General features: G+C 72.6%; 20 protein-coding genes. 16 read left to right on the top strand and 4 right to left on the bottom strand.

Annotated elements, in window-relative coordinates; genetic code table 11:
- A partial coding sequence (locus tag AB0C96_RS25065) for a trehalase-like domain-containing protein (RefSeq protein ID WP_362919995.1) occupies nt 1–588 on the bottom strand: 588 nt, incomplete at its 3' end.
- Nucleotides 589–1039: 451 nt separating this feature from the next.
- Here AB0C96_RS25065 and AB0C96_RS25060 point away from each other — a divergent pair.
- The 11 genes from AB0C96_RS25060 (at nt 1040) to AB0C96_RS25010 (ending at nt 14629) form a co-directional block, all read left to right on the top strand.
- Complete coding sequence (locus AB0C96_RS25060; RefSeq protein ID WP_362919982.1) at nt 1040–2752, top strand: CTP synthase; 1713 nt, start codon at nt 1040–1042, stop codon at nt 2750–2752.
- 108 nt (nt 2753–2860) lie between these two features.
- Entirely contained in the window at nt 2861–3487 is a 627-nt protein-coding gene (locus tag AB0C96_RS25055; protein ID WP_362919980.1) for an NUDIX hydrolase, read from the top strand.
- A 175-nt stretch (nt 3488–3662) separates the two neighbouring features.
- Nucleotides 3663–5780: a tetratricopeptide repeat protein gene (locus AB0C96_RS25050; RefSeq protein ID WP_362919978.1), complete on the top strand. Its 2118-nt coding sequence runs from the start codon at nt 3663–3665 to the stop codon at nt 5778–5780.
- Nucleotides 5781–5948: 168 nt separating this feature from the next.
- Nucleotides 5949–7064, top strand: a complete 1116-nt coding sequence (gene ald, locus AB0C96_RS25045; protein ID WP_362919993.1) for an alanine dehydrogenase — start codon at nt 5949–5951, stop codon at nt 7062–7064.
- Nucleotides 7065–7406: 342 nt separating this feature from the next.
- Nucleotides 7407–8570 carry a ParA family protein gene (locus tag AB0C96_RS25040; RefSeq protein WP_362919977.1) on the top strand — a complete coding sequence of 388 codons (1164 nt, stop codon included), beginning with the start codon at nt 7407–7409 and terminating at the stop codon, nt 8568–8570.
- The gene (locus AB0C96_RS25035) at nt 8555–9205 is read left to right on the top strand and encodes a hypothetical protein (RefSeq protein ID WP_362919975.1); all 651 of its coding nucleotides are present in this window, start codon (nt 8555–8557) and stop codon (nt 9203–9205) included. The genes AB0C96_RS25040 and AB0C96_RS25035 overlap by 16 nt, the downstream gene beginning before the upstream one ends.
- A gap of 131 nt (nt 9206–9336) precedes the next feature.
- Nucleotides 9337–10524: a segregation/condensation protein A gene (locus AB0C96_RS25030; RefSeq protein ID WP_362919973.1), complete on the top strand. Its 1188-nt coding sequence runs from the start codon at nt 9337–9339 to the stop codon at nt 10522–10524.
- The gene (gene scpB, locus AB0C96_RS25025) at nt 10521–11258 is read left to right on the top strand and encodes an SMC-Scp complex subunit ScpB (RefSeq protein ID WP_362919972.1); all 738 of its coding nucleotides are present in this window, start codon (nt 10521–10523) and stop codon (nt 11256–11258) included. The genes AB0C96_RS25030 and scpB overlap by 4 nt, the downstream gene beginning before the upstream one ends.
- Nucleotides 11258–12397, top strand: a complete 1140-nt coding sequence (locus tag AB0C96_RS25020; protein ID WP_362919971.1) for a pseudouridine synthase — start codon at nt 11258–11260, stop codon at nt 12395–12397. The genes scpB and AB0C96_RS25020 overlap by 1 nt, the downstream gene beginning before the upstream one ends.
- A gap of 329 nt (nt 12398–12726) precedes the next feature.
- Nucleotides 12727–13749 carry an ADP-ribosylglycohydrolase family protein gene (locus AB0C96_RS25015; protein WP_362919969.1) on the top strand — a complete coding sequence of 341 codons (1023 nt, stop codon included), beginning with the start codon at nt 12727–12729 and terminating at the stop codon, nt 13747–13749.
- Complete coding sequence (locus AB0C96_RS25010; protein ID WP_362919967.1) at nt 13742–14629, top strand: nucleotidyltransferase domain-containing protein; 888 nt, start codon at nt 13742–13744, stop codon at nt 14627–14629. Before AB0C96_RS25015 ends, AB0C96_RS25010 begins: the two co-directional genes overlap by 8 nt.
- Here AB0C96_RS25010 and AB0C96_RS25005 read toward each other — a convergent pair.
- Complete coding sequence (locus AB0C96_RS25005) at nt 14612–15307, bottom strand: nucleotidyltransferase domain-containing protein (RefSeq protein WP_362919965.1); 696 nt, start codon at nt 15305–15307, stop codon at nt 14612–14614. The genes AB0C96_RS25010 and AB0C96_RS25005 overlap by 18 nt on opposite strands.
- A 253-nt stretch (nt 15308–15560) precedes the next feature.
- Here AB0C96_RS25005 and aroH point away from each other — a divergent pair, with 253 nt between their 5' ends.
- The 5 genes from aroH to der all read left to right on the top strand — a co-directional run bounded on the left by aroH (nt 15561) and on the right by der (nt 20072).
- Nucleotides 15561–15923 carry a chorismate mutase gene (aroH, locus tag AB0C96_RS25000; RefSeq protein WP_362919963.1) on the top strand — a complete coding sequence of 121 codons (363 nt, stop codon included), beginning with the start codon at nt 15561–15563 and terminating at the stop codon, nt 15921–15923.
- Nucleotides 15920–17005, top strand: coding sequence for a prephenate dehydrogenase (locus AB0C96_RS24995; RefSeq protein ID WP_362919961.1), 1086 nt, complete (start codon nt 15920–15922; stop codon nt 17003–17005). The genes aroH and AB0C96_RS24995 overlap by 4 nt, the downstream gene beginning before the upstream one ends.
- Before the next feature lie 86 nt (nt 17006–17091).
- Nucleotides 17092–17829: a (d)CMP kinase gene (cmk, locus tag AB0C96_RS24990; protein WP_362919959.1), complete on the top strand. Its 738-nt coding sequence runs from the start codon at nt 17092–17094 to the stop codon at nt 17827–17829.
- A gap of 101 nt (nt 17830–17930) precedes the next feature.
- On the top strand, nt 17931–18518 hold the full coding sequence (locus tag AB0C96_RS24985; protein ID WP_362919991.1) for a lysophospholipid acyltransferase family protein: 588 nt from the start codon (nt 17931–17933) through the stop codon (nt 18516–18518).
- A gap of 93 nt (nt 18519–18611) precedes the next feature.
- Entirely contained in the window at nt 18612–20072 is a 1461-nt protein-coding gene (gene der / locus AB0C96_RS24980; protein WP_362919957.1) for a ribosome biogenesis GTPase Der, read from the top strand.
- Nucleotides 20073–20248: 176 nt separating this feature from the next.
- Here der and AB0C96_RS24975 read toward each other — a convergent pair whose 3' ends face one another.
- Both AB0C96_RS24975 and AB0C96_RS24970 read right to left on the bottom strand, forming a co-directional pair.
- Nucleotides 20249–21190, bottom strand: a complete 942-nt coding sequence (locus tag AB0C96_RS24975; protein ID WP_362919955.1) for a hypothetical protein — start codon at nt 21188–21190, stop codon at nt 20249–20251.
- Nucleotides 21191–21287: 97 nt separating this feature from the next.
- Nucleotides 21288–21740: a hypothetical protein gene (locus AB0C96_RS24970; RefSeq protein WP_362919954.1), complete on the bottom strand. Its 453-nt coding sequence runs from the start codon at nt 21738–21740 to the stop codon at nt 21288–21290.
- Nucleotides 21741–21743 lie beyond the last annotated feature (3 nt).

Here is a 21743-nt window from a genome sequence, read left to right as displayed (position 1 = left end):
CTCCGGGTCCGGCAGGGCCGGCGGCTGGTGGTGCGAGGGCTGCCAGCTGATCGTGAACGCGATCCGCTCGCCCGGCGAGACGGTGAAGTCGGAGAACGTCGTCAGGTCCTTGCCGTAGGTCTCCGCATCGGTGTCCAGCCACACCGAGTCGGGGCCGGCGACCGCGACGGTCCGGCCGTCGATCTTGTGCACCCAGGGGACCACCCAGCCGTACGCGAACCGCATCCGCAGCTCCGAACGCATCGGGACGCGCCCGCTGACGCCCTCCACGACGCGGATCACCTGCGGCGCGCCGTCACGCGGCGGCATGAAGTCGATCACCCGGACGGTACCGCGCGGAGTGTCCCACTCGGATTCCAGGACGAGTGAATCGCCCCGGTAGCGCCGGCGGTCGGCCGGCTGCGGCCCGGAGCCGCCCGCCGGCCCGATCCGCCAGAAACCGTGCTCCTCTGTGCCCAGCAGCCCTGCAAAGACCGCCGGCGAGTCGAAGCGGGGCAGGCACAGCCAGTCGACCGTCCCGTCCCTGCACACTAGAGCGGCGGTTTGCATATCGCCGATAAGGGCGTAGTCCTCGATGCGCCCGGCCACGTGCGTCTCCCGTCGAACTGGAGTCACGCCCCCCATGGGACGTTGTGAATCGGTCCGTCCTGCCCATGAAACGTCGCCGAGCAGCGGGACCGGAAATCGGGCGGGGGTGGTGCCTTCCCGGACGGCTCGTTGCGAGTGTCCGAGCAGGATACGACGCACGCGGGTGATCCGCGCGACGCTCGCGACGACTGAAGTGCTCCGAACGGGTGGCCTCCGTCACGTGACACTGTCACGCCGAGCCGTCACGCACGGTCACGGCGGAGCTGCCGTGCAAGCTTCCGGTGTGTGGCCGGGAGCGACCATGCCCCGGCGCTGATAGCCTGGTACCCCGTGGACCGGTGGGACCCAGCAGTAGTCACGGCACCCCCGAACCGCAGCGACGGCACCCCTGACAACCGGGACGGCGCCTCGCACCTCTCCACCTCGCGACCACGGGAGCCCCCTCTTGGCCATGCCGCCCAAATCCTCGACGACCAAGCACCTCTTCGTCACCGGGGGCGTCGCCTCCTCGCTCGGCAAGGGGCTCACCGCCTCCAGCCTGGGTGCCCTCCTGAAGGCGCGGGGCCTGCGGGTCACGATGCAGAAGCTCGACCCGTACCTGAACGTCGACCCGGGAACGATGAACCCGTTCCAGCACGGCGAGGTCTTCGTCACCAACGACGGAGCCGAGACCGACCTGGACATCGGCCACTACGAGCGGTTCCTCGACGTCGACCTCGACGGCTCGGCGAACGTCACCACCGGCCAGGTCTACAACACCGTGATCGCCAAGGAGCGCCGCGGTGAGTACCTCGGCGACACGGTGCAGGTCATCCCGCACATCACCAACGAGATCAAGCACCGCATCCGGCGGATGGCGACCGAGGACGTCGACGTCGTGATCACCGAGGTCGGTGGCACCGTCGGTGACATCGAGTCGCTGCCGTTCCTGGAGACCGTCCGCCAGGTCCGCCACGAGGTGGGCCGGGACAACGTCTTCGTCGTGCACATCTCGCTGCTCCCCTACATCGGCCCGTCCGGTGAGCTGAAGACCAAGCCGACCCAGCACTCGGTCGCCGCGCTCCGCAACATCGGTATCCAGCCGGACGCGATCGTGCTGCGCGCCGACCGCGAGGTGCCCACCGCCATCAAGCGCAAGATCTCGCTGATGTGCGACGTCGACGAGGCCGCGGTGGTCGCCGCCATCGACGCCCCCTCGATCTACGACATCCCCAAGGTCCTGCACGCCGAGGGCCTGGACGCCTATGTCGTGCGCAAGCTGGACCTGCCGTTCCGCGACGTGGACTGGACCCAGTGGGCGGATCTGCTGGACCGCGTCCACAACCCCGACCACGAGGTCAAGATCGCGCTGGTCGGCAAGTACATCGACCTGCCCGACGCCTACCTGTCGGTCACCGAGGCGCTGCGGGCCGGCGGTTTCGCGAACAAGACCCGGGTGAAGCTCAAGTGGGTCACCTCCGACGACTGCAAGACCCCGGCCGGCGCCGCCGCCCAGCTCTCCGACTGCGACGCGATCTGCATCCCCGGTGGCTTCGGCGACCGCGGTGTGGACGGCAAGGTCGGCGCGATCACCTACGCCCGGGAGAACAAGGTCCCGCTGCTGGGCCTGTGCCTGGGCCTCCAGTGCGTGGTCATCGAGGCGGCCCGCAACCTGGCCGGCATCGAGGGCGCCAACTCCACCGAGTTCGACCCGGCCGCCGCCCACCCGGTCATCTCCACGATGGCCGAGCAGCTGGACATCGTCGCAGGTGAGGGCGATATGGGCGGCACGATGCGGCTGGGCATGTACCCCGCCAAGCTCGCCGAGGGCTCCATCGTCCGTGAGGTCTACGGCGACCAGGCCTACGTCGAGGAGCGCCACCGCCACCGCTACGAGGTCAACAACTCCTACCGCGGTGAGCTGGAGAAGAAGGCCGGGCTCCAGTTCTCCGGCACCTCCCCGGACAACAAGCTCGTGGAGTACGTCGAGTACCCGCGCGAGACCCACCCCTACCTCGTCGCCACCCAGGCCCACCCGGAGCTGCGCTCCCGCCCGACCCGCCCGCACCCGCTCTTCGCCGGGCTGGTGAAGGCGGCCGTGCAGCGGCAGGAATCGGCGCGTAAGAAGGGCGCCACGACGGGTGCTGCCGCGGCGGGTTCCGCCAAGGCGGGCTCGGCGAAGTAGGCCGCACCACGCCGGATACGGTTGCCGGGGTACGGACTCGTTCTGCGAGCCGTGCCCCGGTTTCTGCGTCGGTCGACGCTCATGCACACACAGGGAGGACGTCGCGCCATGGCGATCAAGGACACCCCGGAGGAGTGGACGGTCACCGCGACCACGACGCCGTTCACCGGGAACAAGACCAGCGTGCGCACCGACGAGGTGGTGATGCCGGACGGCGCCACCGTCACCCGGGACTACCAGGTCCACCCGGGTTCCGTGGCGGTGCTCGCACTGGACGCCGAGGGCCGGGTGCTGGTGCTGCGGCAGTACCGCCACCCCGTGCGCCAGAAGCTCTGGGAGATCCCCGCCGGGCTGCTGGACGTCCCCGGTGAGAACCCGCTGCACGCCGCGCAGCGCGAGCTGTACGAGGAGGCGCACGTCAAGGCCGAGGACTGGCGGGTGCTGACCGACGTCTACACCACGCCGGGCGGCTGCGACGAGGCGGTGCGGATCTTCCTGGCCCGTGAGCTGTCCGAGGCCGAGGGGGAGCGGTTCGAGGTCTCCGAGGAGGAGGCCGACATGGAGCTGGCCCGGGTCGAGCAGGACGAGCTGGTGCGCGGCGTGCTCGCCGGTGAACTGCACAACAACTGCCTGGTGGTGGGTGTGCTGGCGCTCACCGCGGCGCAGCGCGGCGACGGCCTGGACGCGCTGCGGCCGGCCGATGCGCCCTGGCCGGCCCGCCCCTTCCAGGCCTGACCGCCGGCTTTCGCCGCGGCCCGCCACGGTACCGGTCGGACGGTCCGCCGATCCGATCGAGTGATCCAACCGCCGTGCTCCGTACGGGACGTGACGGGCCGTGAACTACGCTCGACGGCGATCCCGTACGCACTCGCGGCGGGCTCGTGCGGGCAGCTGGACGGGAGCGTGACCGGTGACGGACCAGGCGGTGGGCGGGGGGCATCTCCCGCCCGGGACGGTGGACGTGCCCGCCCCGGCGGCGCCCGGTCGGCGGGCACCGGGCTCCGGCGCGGACGGTGCCGCCGCCCGCCCGGTCACCGCCGGTTTCGCCGGACGCCGCCGTGAGATCAAGGAGCTGCACGCCGACATCGCCCGAGCCGGCCTGGACACCCTCTCCGGCCGCAAGGGCGCCCGCAGCCGGGTGCTGCTGATCGCCGGCCGACCCGGCTCCGGCCGCACCGTCCTGGCCGAGGAGCTGCTGCGCCAGCTGGCCGGCAGCTACCCGGACGGGGTGCTGCGGGCCGCGCTGACCGGGCCCGGCGGTGAGCCGGCCGACACCGGCCGCACCGCCCGCGGTCTGCTGGCCGCCCTGGGCGAACGGGTGCCGCCGGGAGCCGGTGAGGACGAGGCGGCCGAGCGGCTGCGCGCCGCGCTCGCCGGGCGCCGCGCCCTGCTCTTCCTGGACGACGCCCCGGGCGCGGACGCGGTCGAACCGCTGCTCCCGGACGCCCCCGACTGCCTGGTCGTGGTGGTCTCCCAGGGCCCGCTGACCGGCATCCCGGACGTCCGGCCGTGCGTCCTGGGCGGCCTGGACGGCCCGGCCTGCGTCGAGATCCTCAGCCGCTACGCGGGGCCGACCCGGATCACCGTCGATCCGCGGACCGCCGACAGCGTCGCCGAGGAGTGCGGCGGGCAGCCGGCCGCGCTGATCCTGGCCGGCGCCTGGCTCGCCGCCCGGCCCAAGTCCTCGGTCGCCGATCTGCGTCAGGCGCTGCAAGCCGTCCCGCTCCCCGCGGACCTGCCCAGCGGCGCCCGCCCGCTGTTCCGCGCCTTCCACCTCGCCCATGCGGCGCTGCCGCCGCTCGCCGCCCGGATACTGCGGCTGATCACCCTGGCCCCGGCCGGCCTCGTGGACGCGCAGCTCGCCTCCGCGCTGGCCGGCTGTTCGGTGGCCGCGGCCGCCACGGCGCTGGACGACTTCACCGCGCTCGGCCTGCTGCGGTCGGTGGCCGTCGAGGACGGGGCGGGCCCCGGCGTCCGGCTGCCCGACGCCGCGCTGTACCCCCAGTACCGCGTCCCCGGCTGCCTCGCCCCGCTCGCCGGCGAGCTGCTCCAGGAGCACGAGCGGTCGGCCGACCTCCAGCTGGCCCGGGCCCGGATGCTGGAGCGCACCGTGCGGCTGCTCCAGTCGTGCCGGGCGATGGGCGAGCCGGCCGACTCGCCCGCCCGGCGGAAGGTCGCCGGACTGCCGCGTTCGCTGCGCTTCTGCTCCCGGGCCGCCGCCGCGTACTGGCTGCGGACCCGGCGCGGCGCGCTGCTCGACGCCGCCGCCGTCGCGGTGGCGGACGGCGAACTCGACACCCTGGACCGGCGGTTGATGTCCGCCCTGACCCGGACGCTGCTGGTGCACGAGGGCGCCGCGGCCGCCGCGCCGGACCTCTACGGGCTGCACGGACTCCTCCTCAAGGTGGCCGAACGGCGCGGACTGTCGCGGGAGAGGGCCGCCGCCCTGCTGAACCTCGCGGACCTGGACGTCCAGGCCGGGCGGACCGCGCAGGCGGCCACCCGGTACCGGGGCGCGCTGGAGGCGGCCCGCGCGGTCAAGGACCCGGTGGCCACCGGCCGGGCGCTGGAGTCGCTGGGCGCCACCTACGCCGAGCTGGGCGACTGGCAGCGGGCCGCCGACTGGTACGGGCGGGCGCTGGAGCTGCGGCTGGCCCGTGGGGAGCGGGCGGACGCGGCGCGGCTGCACGGTCGGATCGGCGCGGCACAGGCCGGTGCGGGCCGCTGGGAGGGGGCGCTGAAGGAGTGGCGGGCGGCGGCCAGGACGTACCGCAGGCTCGGCGACCCGGCCGGCCAGGCCCGGGCGGCGGGCGAGGTGGCCCGGGTCCAGGAGTGTGCGGGACGGCCCGAGGAGGCCCTGCGGACCTGCCTGGAGGCCCTCGACGTGGCCCGGAAGGCGGAGGACGGACGGCTGCAAGCGGAGCTCCAACTGCGGATTGCGGACACCCTCGAACGGCTCGGCGACCCAGCAGCGGCACGGCTGCACCGTGACGTGGGGGAACGCCTCCTCGAAGATCACTCCGACTGACCTACGAAATCGATGGTGGGTCTGGCAGAAATTAATGCTTTGCAAGGCTAGACAAGAACGGGTCCTTCAATAGACTGGCTGGGCCGCGTACGGCGCGGTCAGTTCCGTCATGCATCGCATGAGGGGATAATTCCTCCTGCACCCTCTCTTTCAAGGACCGTGATCGACGTGAAGGTCGGCATCCCCCGCGAGGTCAAGAACAACGAGTTCCGCGTGGCCATCACGCCCGCCGGAGTCAACGAACTCGTCCGCCACGGACACCAGGTCTTCATCGAGAAGGACGCCGGTCTCGGCTCGTCCATCACGAACGAGGAGTACGTCTCCGCCGGTGCCACCATCCTGGACACCGCTGACGAGGTCTGGGGCACCGCTGACCTGCTGCTCAAGGTCAAGGAGCCGATTGCCGAGGAGTACCACCGCCTCCGCAAGGACCAGACGCTCTTCACCTACCTGCACCTGGCCGCCTCCAAGGAGTGCACCGACGCGCTCCTGGCGTCCGGCACCACCGCCATCGCCTACGAGACCGTCGAGACGGCCGGCCGCGCGCTGCCGCTGCTCGCCCCGATGTCCGAGGTCGCGGGCCGGATCGCCCCGCAGGTCGGCGCGTACCACCTGATGCGTCAGGCCGGCGGCCGGGGTGTGCTGCCCGGTGGCGTCCCCGGTGTCGCCGCGGGCAAGGCCGTCGTCATCGGCGGCGGCGTCTCCGGCTGGAACGCGGTGCAGATCGCCGTGGGGCTCGGCTTCCACGTCACCCTGCTCGACAGGGACATCAACAAGCTCCGCGAGGCCGACAAGATCTTCGGCACCAAGGTGCAGACGATCGTCTCCAACGCCTACGAGCTGGAGAAGGCCGTCGTCGAGGCCGACCTCGTCGTCGGTGCCGTCCTGATCCCCGGTGCCAAGGCCCCCAAGCTGGTCACCAACGAGCTCGTCGCCAAGATGAAGCCCGGAAGTGTCCTTGTCGACATCGCCATCGACCAGGGCGGCTGCTTCGAGGACTCCCGTCCCACCACGCACGCCGAGCCGACCTTCGAGGTCCACAACTCGGTCTTCTACTGCGTCGCCAACATGCCCGGCGCGGTGCCGAACACCTCCACCTACGCGCTCACCAACGCCACGCTGCCCTACATCGTGGAGCTGGCGAACCGCGGCTGGGTCGAGGCGCTGCGCCGTGACCCGGCGCTGGCGAAGGGCCTGAACACGCACGACGGCAAGGTCGTCTACCCGTCCGTCGCCGAGGCCCACGGCCTGGAGTGCGTCGAACTGCGCACCCTCCTCGGCTGAGGCGTCAACGAGCGGCGTCAACGCTGCACATCCGGCCGGGCCTTGGCAACAGGGCCCGGCCGGTCGCGTGTGCGACCCCTGGTGCGCGCCGTTCCGGAACGCCGTCTCTCAACTCGCCGTGAACGTAACCCTTTAACCGATTCGTGTCCCCCCGAAACAACGCGGCGATGTGTCCTGCGCTCTTGACATCCAGGGGTCCGGTTACCGACACATCGTGCCGGGTCCGGTGGATTGTGTTGCTGCGGACGCCCGACACGCCATAGAGTCGCCAACCGTCGGCATGGTGCCACGCTGACCTATCGATAAAGTTTCCTGGTCACGTCCAAGGAGGTAAGACGACTTGTGAATGAGTCGACATTTTCTCCCGGAGGCGGTCACCCAGGAGCGATTGCACGGGGCCAGGGCCCCTCGGGGCTAGAGGCTGTCGGCTCCGTCGCGGTCCGCACCTTCGCAACGCACCAGAGCATTTCCTCGACAGCCCACCAGAGTATGGACGGCCATCACGTGAACGCCATGGCCGGCGACCGGGGCAGTGGAGAACCCGCCCGTCTCGCCGACTACGACGACCTGCCCGAGGGGCACTTCTACGATCCGGATGCGGAGTACGAGCCGGACCCCGAGTACGCCGCGACGCTCGCGCCGGACGCCGCGCGCCAGCGCCGCGAACGCGTCGGCCCGACCGGACGCCCGCTCCCTTACTTCCCCATTCCGGGACCGCTGTCGGAGCACGGCCCGGCCAAGATCATTGCGATGTGCAACCAGAAGGGCGGGGTCGGCAAGACCACCTCGACCATCAACCTGGGTGCGGCACTCGCCGAATACGGACGACGGGTGCTGCTCGTCGACTTCGACCCGCAGGGCGCCCTGTCGGTCGGGCTCGGCGTCAACCCCATGGAGCTCGACCTGACGGTCTACAACCTGCTCATGGAGCGGGGCATGTCGGCCGACGAGGTGCTCCTGAAGACCGCGGTCCCCAACATGGACCTGCTGCCCAGCAATATCGACTTGTCGGCGGCAGAGGTGCAGTTGGTCAGCGAGGTCGCCCGCGAGTCGACCCTCCAGCGCGCCCTGAAGCCGCTGCTGGCCGACTACGACTACATCGTCATCGACTGCCAGCCGTCCCTCGGCCTGCTCACGGTCAACGCCCTGACGGCGGCTCACAAGGTCATCGTGCCGCTGGAGTGCGAGTTCTTCGCGCTGCGCGGCGTCGCGCTGCTGACCGAGACGATCGAGAAAGTCCAGGAGCGGCTCAACCCCGACCTGGAGCTGGACGGCATCCTGGCGACGATGTACGACTCTCGTACCGTGCACAGCCGTGAAGTGCTGGCGCGCGTCGTGGAGGCCTTCGACGACCACGTCTACCACACCGTCATCGGCCGTACGGTCCGCTTCCCGGAGACCACCGTCGCGGGCGAGCCGATCACCACGTACGCCTCCAACTCCGTCGGTGCCGCCGCCTATCGCCAGCTCGCCAGGGAGGTGCTCGCCCGGTGTCACGCCGAGTGAGTCTGCCGGGAGCCGACGAACTGTTCCGCACCACCGGGGGAGTGGGCCTTCAGCCCTCCAGCCCCCGTCGCGCGACGAACGGTTCGGCGGCCGCGGCCGGCGAGGCTCCGCGGGTGCCCGCGCCGGGCGGTGAGCCCGATCCGGACCCGGAGGCTCCGGAGGCGACCGCCGTCGCCCGGCAACGGCGACCGGGCGGCGGCCCGGACACCCCGGCGGCGGCCGGAGACGGCGGACCGGCCACGCCGCCCCGGGTGCCCGCGGTCACGGCGCCGGCCGAGCACGGCGGGCGCGAGCAGGACGGCGACGGCGGCAAGGCCGCTCGCGCAGAACCCGCCAAGGCCGCGTCGGAGGCCGCCGCGACCACCGCGCAGGTGGGCGGCCAGGGCCGCCGCCGTGGCGCGCGCGGCGCCAACCGCCGCCCCAGCGGCCGGGAACGACACGACGAGAAGATCACCGTCTATGTCTCCGCCGAGGAGCTCATGGACCTGGAGCACGCGCGCCTGGTGCTGCGCGGCGAACACGGCCTGGCGGTCGACCGCGGCCGGATCGTCCGCGAGGCGGTCGCGGTCGTCCTCGCCGACCTGGAGTCGCGCGGTGACGCCAGCATCCTCGTACGGCGCCTGCGCGGGCGCTGAGCCCCTGTCGCACCGCCGCGCGGCCTGGAGCGTCTCCCGGGCGCGTACGGGATAGCCTGCTTCTTCGGCGGGTGTTCCGCCCGTGACCAGCCCGTCGCCCCCGGCACGGGACCGCAGCACCCTGGACCGCGATGCCGACGACCAACGACGACGCCCCCGCGCCCCGCGCCCGTAGACGACTCGGGCGCGGGCCGGGCGCGGGGACGGCGGAACCGGCGGCGCCGGCGACGGCGCTGCCGGAGGCTCCGATGGAGCCGGTCGAGCCCGCTGGGCCCGAGGCGGCGGACCGACCGCAGACCACCGAAGTGCCCCCGATCGCCGAAGCGCCCCCGACGGCGGACGAGTCCCCGATCGCCGAAGCGCCCCCGACGGCGGACGAGTCCCCGATCGCCGAAGCGCCTCCGACCGTCGATACGCCGCCGGCCACCGGCGAGGCCCTGGTGGTGGACGACGGCCCCGCGGAGGCCTCCCGGGAAGGCGGCGACGGAAAGTTCACCCTCCGCCTCGACAACTTCGAGGGGCCCTTCGACCTGCTGCTCCAGTTGATCTCCAAGCACAAGCTGGACGTCACCGAAGTCGCGCTGTCCAAGGTGACCGACGAATTCATGGCTCACATCCGGGCCATGGGGCCGGACTGGGACCTGGACCAGACCACCGAGTTCCTGGTCGTCGCGGCAACGCTGCTGGACCTGAAGGCGGCTCGACTGCTGCCCGCGGCGGAGGTGGAGGACGAGGCGGACCTCGCCCTCCTGGAGGCCCGCGATCTGCTCTTCGCCCGGCTGCTCCAGTACCGCGCCTACAAGCGCATCGCGGACATCTTCAGCGACCGGCTGGCCGCGGAGGCGCGGCGCTACCCCCGTACCGTCGGGCTGGAGCCGCACCACGCCGAGCTGCTGCCCGAGGTCGTCATCACCATGGGGGCGGAGGGCTTCGCCGGACTCGCGGTGAAGGCGATGCAGCCCAAGGCCAGGCCACAGGTCTACGTCGACCACATCCACGCCCCGTTGGTGAGCGTGCGGGAGCAGGCCGAGGTGGTGATGGCACGGCTGCGGGAGGCGGGCCGGAGCACCTTCCAGGAGCTGGTCGCGGACGCCCCGGACACCCTCACCGTCGTGGCGCGCTTCCTGGCCCTCCTGGAGCTCTACCGGGAGCGGGTGGTGGCACTGGACCAGGAGGAGGCTCTCGGCGCGCTGACGGTCCACTGGACGGGCGCGGCGGGGGCGGAACCGGTGGTGACGGACGAGTTCGACCAGGAGCCGGGGGAGCGGGCCGCCGCCGGGGCGGAACAGGGCGAGCGAGCTGAAGAGGAGCAGGGATGAACGGCGCGGCCGGTGGCGGGACGCAGGGGACCGCCGAGAGCGGTGGCACCGCCGAGGCGTACGACATCACGGAGGCCGGCGCGGACGGCGGCGGCCCGGGGGAGCGCCCCGAGGCGCCGGCCGGGGCGCTGGGCGTCGCCGAGCTGGAGCTGAAGCCCGCGCTGGAGGCCGTCCTCATGGTCGTCGACGAGCCGGCGACCGAGGAGCACCTGGCCAGGGTGTTGCAGCGGCCCCGGCGCGCGGTCGCGCTGGCCTTGCGCGAGCTGTCCGACGACTACACGCGCCAGGGCCGCGGTTTCGACCTTCGTCTGGTGGCCGGCGGCTGGCGCTTCTTCTCCCGCGCCGCCTACGCGGACGCGGTGGAGGGCTTCGTCCTGGACGGCCAGCAGGCCCGGCTCACCCAGGCCGCATTGGAGACTCTGGCCGTGGTCGCGTACCGTCAGCCGGTCAGCCGTTCCCGCGTCTCGGCCGTGCGCGGTGTGAACTGTGACGGCGTGATGCGCACGCTTCTCCAGCGCGGCCTGGTGGAGGAGGTGGGGACGGAACCTGAAACAGGTGCGATCCTGTACAGGACGACGAACTACTTTCTGGAGCGGATGGGTCTGCGCGGCCTGGACGAGCTCCCTGAGCTCGCACCGTTCCTCCCGGAGGCGGAGGCGGTCGAGGGGGACTCCGCGGAAGGTATCCCGTCGTTCGACGTAGACGACAGCGGCGACTCTCAGACGGATCATTGATGCGAAGCAGCGGCAGGAACAGCAGGGACAGCGGGCGCGGCAACTTCCGCGGCGCGGGTGGGGGCAGCTCCCAGCCGAAGGCTGGGGGAAAGAAGGACGAGAAGCAGCAGCGCGCCGGCCGCCCCCGTCCCGAGGAGCGCCGCTACGACGTGGGCGGTCAGGGCGGCCCCGGCGGTGCCCGGGATGAGCGCAAGGGCGGCGGAAGCCGGGGCGCGGCGGCCCGCGGCGGCGCCAAGGGCGGTCCCCGTACGGGTGCCGGTGCCCCGGCGGGGCGTTCGGGCGGCAAGGGCGGCGGCCCGCAGCGCGGCCGTGGCCAGGCGCCCGCGCGGCCCCGTGAGTACGACGCGCAGATCGAGGAGCGCAACCGCGCCCGGCACAACAAGCCGCAGGTCAAGACGCCCAAGACGTTCGGCGAGCAGGAGGGCGAGCGGCTCCAGAAGGTGCTGGCCAGGGCCGGTATGGGCTCACGGCGGGCCTGCGAGGAGCTGATCGAGCAGGCACGGGTCGAGGTCAACGGCCGGATCGTCACGGAGCAGGGCGTCCGGGTCGACCCGGAGAAGGACGAGATCAAGGTCGACGGTCTGACGGTCGCCACTCAGTCGTACCTGTTCTTCGCCCTCAACAAGCCGGCCGGCGTCGTCTCCACGATGGAGGACCCGGACGGCCGCCAGTGCCTGGGCGACTACGTCACCAACCGGGAGACGCGGCTGTTCCACGTCGGCCGGCTGGACACCGAGACCGAGGGCATCATCCTGCTCACCAACCACGGCGAGCTGGCCCACCGTCTGACGCACCCGCGCTACGGCGTCAAGAAGACCTACCTCGCCGCGATCCAGGGCCCGCTCCCGCGCGACCTGGGCAAGCGGCTGAAGGACGGCATCCAGCTGGAGGACGGCTACGCCCGCGCCGACCACTTCCGGGTCGTCGAGAACACCGGCAAGAACTACCTGGTCGAGGTGAGCCTCCACGAGGGCCGCAAGCACATCGTGCGGCGGATGCTCGCCGAGGCCGGCTTCCCGGTCGACAAGCTGGTGCGCACGGCCTTCGGCCCGATCTCGCTGGGCGACCAGAAGTCGGGCTGGCTGCGCCGGATGACCAACACGGAGGTCGGCATGCTGATGCGCGAGGTGGAGCTGTAGGGCACCGCACCGGGGGCTTTCTGTGCCCGTCTGCTTCGTTCCGTCCTATTGCTGTCCTGTACCCGCTTGCCGTCCTGTACCCGCCCACCCCCCGAAGGGGGGTGGGCGGAGGGGAAAAGAGGGGAAAGCGGAGGGGACGAGCGGAAGGGGAGCGGGGGAAGCGGAGGCCGGGCCGCCGGAATCGGTCTGCTGGACCCCGAGACCGGTCTGGGGGACCCCGAAAACGGTCTCCGAACCCTGAAATCGGTCTGCCGGACCCTCGAAAACGGTCTTGCGGCGCGGTACCGCCACCCCTTAACGTCATCATGACGATTAAGGGGTGGTTTTTCATGGGGTCCACGGGGGCAACGAGGTCCGCCGCGACCGGCGCGCTCATCGGTCTGGCGCTCGGCGACGCGCTCGGCTTTCCCACCGAGTTCAACGACGTACCGGCGATCCTCGCCAAGTGCGGGCCGTGGCGGCGGATGGCGCTGCCCGATCCCGCCTTCGTCACCGACGACACCCAGATGACACTGGCGCTCGGGCGCGGGCTGCGAACGGCCATGGAGCACGGCGAACTGTCGGCGCAGAGCCTGGTCGGCCCGGTGCGCGCGGAGTACGTCGACTGGTGGCGTTCGCCCGACAACAACCGGGCCCCGGGCGGCACCTGCCTGCGCGCCTGCCAGGTGCTCAGCGACGAGGACCGGCCGTGGGCCGAGGCGAGCCAGATCGGGTCGAAGGGCTGCGGCGCCAATATGCGGGTCGCTCCCCTCGGGCTGGTGCCGGGACTGAGTCCGCAGCAGCGGGGCGGTGCGGCCCAGTTGCAGTCCGCGCTGACCCATGGGCACCCCACCGCGCTCGCCGCCAGCGAGCTGACCGCCCACGCCGTGCGGGTCCTCGCCGACGGCGCCCGCCCCGCCGAGCTGCCCGGCATGCTCCATGCGTACGCCCACGGCCAGCGCACCGTCTACCGGGAGGACTGGCTCGGCGACCTCTGGCGACGCAGTCACGACCCGTCCCCGGTGTCCTTCATCGCCCGCGGCTGGGACGAGTGCCTCGGCGTCCTGGACCGGCTCGACGCCGCGCTCGCCGCGCCGGACCGGGAGGTCGACCCGTGCCTGGCCACCGGCGCCGGCTGGATCGCGGAGGAGGCGCTGGCCACCGGCCTGCTGTGCTTCCTGCTCTTCCCCGACGAGCCGCTCACCGCGCTGCGCCGGGCCGCCTGCACCTCCGGCGACTCCGACTCGATCGCCTGCCTCACCGGCGCCTTCGCGGGCGCCCGCCTGGGCGCCGGTGCCTGGCCCGAGGAGTGGGCCGACCGTATCGAGTACCGCGACGAGCTGCTGGCGTTGGGGGAGGCCTGGGATGTCTGAGAACCCTGAGATGCCCGAGCACACGGTGGCCACGGGGCGGGACGCCGTCCTCCGGGCGGCCGGGCTGCCCGCCGTCGATCTGGGCGCCGTGGTCGCGGAACAGGACGATCCGCTGGTCTTCGCGACGGTCTCCGGGGCGCATCTGTACGGCTTCCCGTCCCGCGACTCCGACGTCGACCTGCGCGGCGCCCACCTGCTGCCGGCGGCCGCGCTCGTCGGGCTCGACGAACCGGAGGAGACCCGGACCCGGATGTGGGACCGCGACCGCGTCGAGCTGGACCTGGTCTCGCACGACCTGCGGAAGTTCGCACGGCTGCTGCTGCGCCGCAACGGCTACGTACTGGAGCAGCTGCTCTCCCCCCTGGTCGTGCACACCACCGACGTGCACCAGGAGCTGATCGCGCTCGCCCCGGACCTGCTCACCGCCCACCACGCCCACCACTACCGCGGCTTCGCCACCACCCAGTGGCGGCTGTTCGAGAAGACCGGCGAGCTGAAACCGCTGCTCTACACGCTGCGGGTGCTGCTCACCGGCATCCACCTGATGGCCGGCGGTCACCTCCAGGCCCATCTGCCGACCCTGGTGGGCGAGTTGGCCGCGCCGCCCTACGTGACGGAGCTGATCGCGGCCAAGGAGGAGGCCGAACACGGCCCGGTCGGTGCGGTGGTGGAGCCGGCGCGGCTGCGTGCCGACGTCGAGGCGCTGCACGCCCGGCTGGACGCCGCCCACGCCGCCACCGCCCTGCCGGACGCCCCCGGCGGCCGGGACGCGTTGCACGACCTGATCGTGCGGGCCCGGCTGGCCGGGCCGGTGGCCCGACCCGTCCCACCAGTCCCGTCGACCGGGCGCCCGCTCGTCTCCTCAGCGGCCGAGCGCTGACGCCTGCCGGGCCCGGAACAGGAAGTCCGCCACCCGGGCCCGGTCCGGCTCGGCCGGCAGCGGTGAGCCGGACACCGCCGCCTCGGCCTCCTCGGACAGCCGCGCCATCCGCCGCTCGACCACGTCCCAGGCCACCTCGCCGCGCCGGACCGCCAGCAACCGCTCCCGCTCGGCGCCGACGTCCAGCGTGAGCAGCCCCGTGCGCAGCAGATCACGCGAGCAGGTCAGCAGGCGCAGCAGGTGCATGGCCTGCTTCCAGCGGGGCGCGCCGCGCCGCCGCAGATCGGCCCGGAGCTGCCGGAGCTGGCCGGTGGCGTAGCCCGTGAAGGTGCGGTGGATCTGTCGGGACAGGAAGGCGTCGCGCAGCGCGAGCAGTTCCCGGCCGGTGGCGTCGACGCGCTCCACGAGGGGGGAGTGCAGACACTCCAGGACGGTGGGGTTGGCGCGCAGCGCCAGCTGGCAGAAACGTTCCAGCTCCCAGGAGAACTCCTCCTCGCGCGGCCCCTCCACATGCGTCGGCGGCTTCTCGAAGCCCCAGAAGAGCCGGGTCGGGGCCAGGTAGACCCCGCGCCGGTCGGTGTCGCTGTGCTCCGTCGCCAGCCCGAAGGCGCGCGAGCCCATCACACAGGCGTAGACGGTGTGCTCGGCGACCAGAAAGTGACCCGTGGCTTCCGACATGGCGGCGATTGTGGCTGGTGGGGAGGGTGGCTGTCACCAGGTTTGGGCGGGGGGATCCAAGGCGGCGGCCGGGGCGCGCCGTACCGCCGGGCCATGATCACCCTCGGTGCGCGGCCGGTCGCCGGACGCGCGGACCGCCGTGCCGGCTCCTGGCGCGGTGACCCGTCGCGTACGGAATGTCAGTGCCGCTGGTTACGCTGAGCAGTGCGTGCACAGGAGCGTGACGCGGCACCAACGCAAGGGGAGCAGTGACGTGGCGGTACGAGCGGTCCGCGGGGCCGTCCAGCTGGAGCGGGACGACGCGGAGCACATGCAGGAGCAGGTCAGCGAGCTGCTCACCGCCATCCTGGAGCGCAACGGGCTGCTCGCGGACGACCTGATCAGCGTGTGGTTCACCGCCACCCCGGACCTGCACAGCGACTTCCCGGCGGCCGCCGCGCGCGCCCTGGGCATCACGGACGTCCCGCTGATCTGCGCCCAGGAGCTGGCGGTCACCGGCGCCATGGAGCGCGTGGTGCGGGTGCTCGCCCACGTCGAGACCGGCCTGTCCAAGTCCGGGATCGCCCACGTCTACCTCGGCGCCGCCGCCGCGCTGCGAAAGGACATCGCGCAGTGAGGACCGCACTCGTCATCGGAACGGGCCTGATCGGCACCTCGGTCGCGCTGGCGCTCCACGCGCGGGGCGTGCAGGTGTTCCTGGAGGACCACGACCAGGCCCAGGCGCTGACCGCCGCCGCGCTCGGCGCGGGCGTCGCCGAGCCGCCCCCGGGGCCGGTCGACCTGGCCGTCGTGGCCGTGCCGCCGGCCCATGTCGCGGCGGCGCTGGCCGGCGCCATACGGCGCGGCGCGGCCCGGGCGTACATCGACGTCGCCAGCGTCAAGGGCGGTCCGCGCCGCGAGCTGGAGGCGATGGGCTGCGATCTGACCGGCTACCTCGGCACGCACCCGATGGCCGGCAAGGAGCGCTCCGGCCCGCTGGCCGCCACCGCGGACCTCTTCGAGGGCCGCCCCTGGGTGCTGACCCCGGCCGCCAACGGCGACACCGAGGTGCTCAACCTCGCCCTGGAGCTGGTGGCGCTCTGCCGGGCCGTCCCGGTGGTGATGGACGCGGACGCCCACGACCGCGCCGTCGCCCTGGTCTCGCACACCCCGCAGCTGCTCTCCAGCCTGGTCGCCGCCCGCCTGAAGGGCGCCGACGAGACCGCGGTGCGCCTCTGCGGCCAGGGCATCCGCGATGTGACGCGGATCGCGGCCTCCGACCCGCGGATGTGGATCGACATCCTCTCCGCCAACCCCGGCCCGGTCGCCGACGTGCTGTCCGAGATCGCCGCCGATCTGGACGAGACCGTACGGTCCCTGCGCGCCCTGGAGTCCGCCGACGAGGACAAGCGCGGCGTCGGGGCCGGCGGTATCGAGGACGTCCTGCGCCGGGGCAACGCCGGCCGCGAGCGGGTCCCCGGCAAGCACGGCGCCGCCCCGGCCTCGTACGAGATCGTCGCGGTCTACATCGGCGACCAGCCCGGCGAGCTGGCCCGGATCTTCGCCGACGCCGGCCGCGCCGGGGTCAACATCGAGGACGTCCGCATCGAGCACGCCACCGGTCAGCAGGCGGGCTTCATCCAGCTCATGGTCGAGCCGCAGGCGGTGCCGGGGCTGACCGCGGAGCTGCGGGAGCGGGGGTGGTCGATCCGTCAGTGAGACCGTGGACGGCGCCGTGCGGGTGAGCCAGTAACCTTGTGCGAGGCCCTCATGGCCCTTGGACCACCGCCCCGTGTACAAGAAAGGTGTTCGTCACCGTGGAAACCGCCGCTCGGACCGCCCCGGCTGCAGTGATTGTCGCCATCGACGGCCCCGCAGGCACGGGCAAGTCCAGCACGTCCAAGGCCGTCGCCGCCAAGCTGGGCCTCGGCTACCTCGACACCGGCGCCCAGTACCGCGCGATCACGTGGTGGATGCTGAACAACGGCATCGACGTCCAGGACGCCGCCGCGGTGGCCGACGCCGCCGCCAAGCCCGTGATCGTCTCCGGCACCGACCCGGCCGCCCCCACCATCACGGTCGACGGCCTCGACGCCGTGGGCCCGATCCGCACCCAGGAGGTCACCGCCGCGGTCAGCGCCGTCAGCGCGGTCCCCGAGGTGCGGGCCCTGATCACCGACCTCCAGCGCTCCATCGCCGCGGCGGCGCCGCGCGGCATCGTCGTCGAGGGTCGGGACATCGGCATCACGGTCCTGCCCGACGCCGACCTCAAGATCTTCCTCACCGCCTCCCCCGAGGCCCGGGCGGCCCGCCGCAGCGGCGAGCTCAAGGGCAAGGACCTCCAGGCGACCGATCTGGCCGCCACCCGCGAGGCGCTGATCAAGCGGGACGCCGCCGACTCCTCCCGCAAGACCTCCCCGCTGGCCAAGGCGGACGACGCGGTCGAGGTGGACACCACCGAGCTGACGCTGGAGCAGGTCATCGAGTGCGTGGTCACCCTCATCGAGGGCGTGAGCGCCGAAAAGGCGGGACTCGCCCGGTGACCGACCCCGGCAGGACGCCGACCCCGGCCGCGGCCGGGCAGGGCTCCGGCCTCCCCAGCGCCAAGGGCGCCGCGGTCGGCCGGCGGATCGGCATCGGCCTGATGTACGGGCTGTGGCGGCCGCGGGTGCTGGGCGCCTGGCGGGTGCCGTCCACCGGGCCGGTGATCCTCGCCATCAACCACTCGCACGGCATCGACGGCCCGATGCTGATGGGCACCGCGCCGCGGCCGGTGCACTTCCTGATCAAGAAGGAAGCCTTCGTCGGCCCGCTGGACCCGTTCCTGCGGGGCATCGGGCAGCTGAAGGTGGACCGCGACTCCACCGACCGCAGGGCGATCACCGACGCGCTCGGCGTGCTGGAGCGCGGCGGGGTGCTGGGGATCTTCCCGGAAGGCACCCGCGGCGAGGGCGACTTCGCCTCGCTGCGGGCGGGCCTGGCGTACTTCGCGGTGCGCTCCGGTGCCCCCGTCGTGCCGGTGGCGGTCCTCGGCGGCAAGGACCGGCACAGCCGGCTGACCCGCGCCGTGCCGCCGCTGCGCGCCCGCATCGACGTCGTCTTCGGCGACGCCTTCCAGGCGGGCGACGGCAGTGGGCGGCGCACCCGCAAGGCGCTCGACGAGGCGACGGTACGGATCCAGGAGCGGCTGACCGCCCACCTGGCCGAGGCCAGGCGCCTGACCGGGCGCTGACCGACACTTGAGGAGTGGACCGCGGGACGAGCGGTCCACCGATCACGACCACGCGGCACGAGCCGCACCTTGAATGCGTGAGGAACGGACTTCATGAACGACCAGATCCCCACCGGCGACGAGCACGGTGCGCTTGGCGACGCCGAGTACGCGGAGTTCATGGAGCTCGCCGCGCAGGAGGGCTTCGACCTGGAGGAGGTCGAGGGTGACATCGCCGCGGCCGGCCACGGCCCGCTGCCCGTCCTCGCCGTCATCGGCCGCCCCAACGTCGGCAAGTCGACGCTGGTGAACCGCATCATCGGCCGCCGTGAGGCGGTCGTCGAGGACCGGCCCGGTGTGACCCGCGACCGGGTCACCTACGAGGCCGACTGGAACGGCCGCCGCTTCAAGGTCGTCGACACCGGTGGCTGGGAGCAGGACGTGCTCGGCATCGACGCATCCGTCGCCATGCAGGCCGAGTTCGCCATCGAGGCCGCGGACGCGGTCGTCTTCGTCGTCGACGCCAAGGTCGGCGCGACGGACACCGACGAGGCCGTCGTCAAGCTGCTGCGCCGCGCCGGCAAGCCCGTGGTGCTGGTCGCCAACAAGGTCGACGGACCGTCGGGCGAGGCCGACGCCGCCATGCTGTGGTCGCTGGGCCTCGGCGAGCCGCACCCGATCTCCGCACTGCACGGCCGCGGCACCGGCGACATGCTCGACGCCGCGCTGGAGGCGCTGCCCGAGGCGCCCGCGCAGACCTTCGGCGCCACCGTCGGCGGGCCCCGCCGGATCGCACTGATCGGCCGCCCCAACGTCGGCAAGTCCTCGCTGCTGAACAAGGTCGCCGGCGAGGAACGGGTGGTGGTCAACGAACTGGCCGGCACCACCCGCGACCCGGTCGACGAGATGATCGAACTGGGCGGAAAGACCTGGAAGTTCGTGGACACCGCCGGTATCCGCCGCCGGGTGCACCTCCAGGAGGGCGCCGACTACTACGCCTCGCTGCGCACCGCCGCGGCCGTGGAGAAGGCCGAGGTCGCGGTCGTCCTGATCGACGCCGGGGAGTCCATCAGCGTCCAGGACCAGCGGATCATCACCATGGCCGTGGAGGCCGGACGCGCCCTGGTCATCGCGTACAACAAGTGGGACACCCTCGACGAGGAGCGCCGCTTCTACCTGGAGCGGGAGATCGAGCGGGACCTCGTCCAGGTCCCGTGGGCGATGCGGGTGAACGTCTCCGCGCGCACCGGCCGCCACATGGAGAAGCTGGTCCCGGCGATCGAGACCGCGCTGGCCGGCTGGGAGACCCGCATCCCCACCGGACGGCTGAACGCCTTCCTCGGCGAGATCGTGGCCTCCCACCCGCACCCGATCCGCGGCGGCAAGCAGCCCCGCATCCTCTTCGGCACCCAGGCCGGCACCAAGCCCCCGCGCTTCGTCCTCTTCGCCTCCGGCTTCCTGGAGGCCGGCTACCGCCGCTTCATCGAGCGGCGCCTGCGCGAGGAGTTCGGTTTCGACGGGACGCCGATCCACATCTCGGTGCGGGTGCGCGAGAAGCGCACCAAGAAGAAGTAGCGAAGAAGCAGCCGGGGCGGGGCACTTCGGCGGGGCATGACGTGCACGCCTTCGAGGAGGGCGATCTACCCCCCGTCTGTGGCGGGTCACGCGGACCACCTGCTGACACGTCGTCAGATCGATGGCCCGGTGACCGGGGCGGCACACCGCGGCGCCGCCCCGGCCGGCCGCGTCCGTCAGCCGACGCGCAGGGTCAGCGCGGCAGTGTGGAGCGTTCCGTCGGTCCGGAACTGGAGGAACATCCGCCAGTTGCCCGGCTTGGGCAGCTCGGCGTGGAAGGACAGGTTCGGCCCGCCGTGGTCACCGTTCACCTCGGTCTCCGGGTGGAGGTGGGCGAACGCCTGGTCGCCTTCGTGGAAGGCGGTCAGATGGGCGTAGGTGTCCAGGTAGGGCTGGAGGTCGGTGACCGGCTTGCCGCCCTTGCTGACGCTGACGGTCAACGGGTGGGCCATACCGGCCATCGGCGCACCCTTGACGCGGACGGTGTAGCCGTCGACCTCGGTGCTGGTGGTGGCCGCCGGGAGCGGGGACCGCTTGCTCTCACCGGGGACGGTGACGGTGCGGCTGAGCACCAGGCCCTTGCCCCGGCCCGGCCCGCTGTCCGGGGTGAAGGAGGCGAACATCCGCCAGGAGCCGGGCTTCTGCGGGGAGAGGGGGGCGGTCCAGGTGCCGTCGCCGGCCATGGTGGGGTGGAGGTGCTGGAAGCCGGTCAGGTCCGAGCGGATCGCGTAGAAGTGCATCCGCTTCGTCTGGTCGACGGCGAAGCCGGTGACCGGTTTGCCGTTCGGGCCGGTGATCCGGAACCGGTAGCCGCCGGCCTTGTCCGCGGGGAGCTGGTCGACGTCGGAGGTCAGCCGGTAGCCGTCCTTGGCGTCGGCCAGACCGTCGCCGGAGCCGCCGTGGTCCATGCCCGGCATCGAGTCGTGGTCCATTCCCGGCGTACCGGTCGCCGAGGCCGACGGCGACGACGCGGAGCCGTGGTGCATGCCCGGCATGGACGACGCGTCGGACGGGTCCTTCGACGCGCCGCAGGCGGCCAGCGTCAGCGCGAGGACGGCTGCCGTACCTGCCGCGGCCAGACCGCGACGGCGCAGGGGGGATCGAGAAGTGAACGACATGAGGAGTGAAGCCTTCGGGTGGGCGCACCGCACCGGTGCGCGGGTGAGCAGGGCACATGGCCCGAGGCCCGTACGTCGGGCTCGGGCGAGGGGCCCGTCACGTCCGCGCGATGCACACCCGCATGAGGAGGTCACGCCCACCGCCCGGAGGCCCGCGCCGCCCGGTCTCCCCGGCGGTCACGCGCCGCCCGATCAGCGCCCGTGCGGACGGGCCCGCGAGGGCCACGACGGCCAGGAGCGGCACGTCCGGCAGCGGGATCCGGTCGCGGACCGTGGTGGCCACGCACTGGGTGCCGGGTGCCCCGGAGGCGGCCTGGTGGACGGCGTGCGGGGAGCTTGGGGTGGCCATCGGGGCCATCGGGGCCATCGCGGCGGCGTGGTCGCCGTGCGCGGTGTGCCCGCCGTGCGCGGGTGCGGGCGCCGGGACGGCGCCGTGGCAGCCGTCGGCGGCGGTGGCCGGGGCACCGTGCATGAGGAACAGTCCGACCAGCAGCGCGCACACCGCGAGCAGCCGGGCAACGGCCCGCCCGCGCGACTGCACACCGATCATCGC

It is taken from the genome of Streptomyces sp. NPDC048506 (assembly GCF_040651315.1).
Lineage (GTDB): Bacteria > Actinomycetota > Actinomycetes > Streptomycetales > Streptomycetaceae > Streptomyces.
Note: the sequence above shows the minus strand (reverse complement) of the source record. Positions and strands in the feature narration are given on the sequence as shown.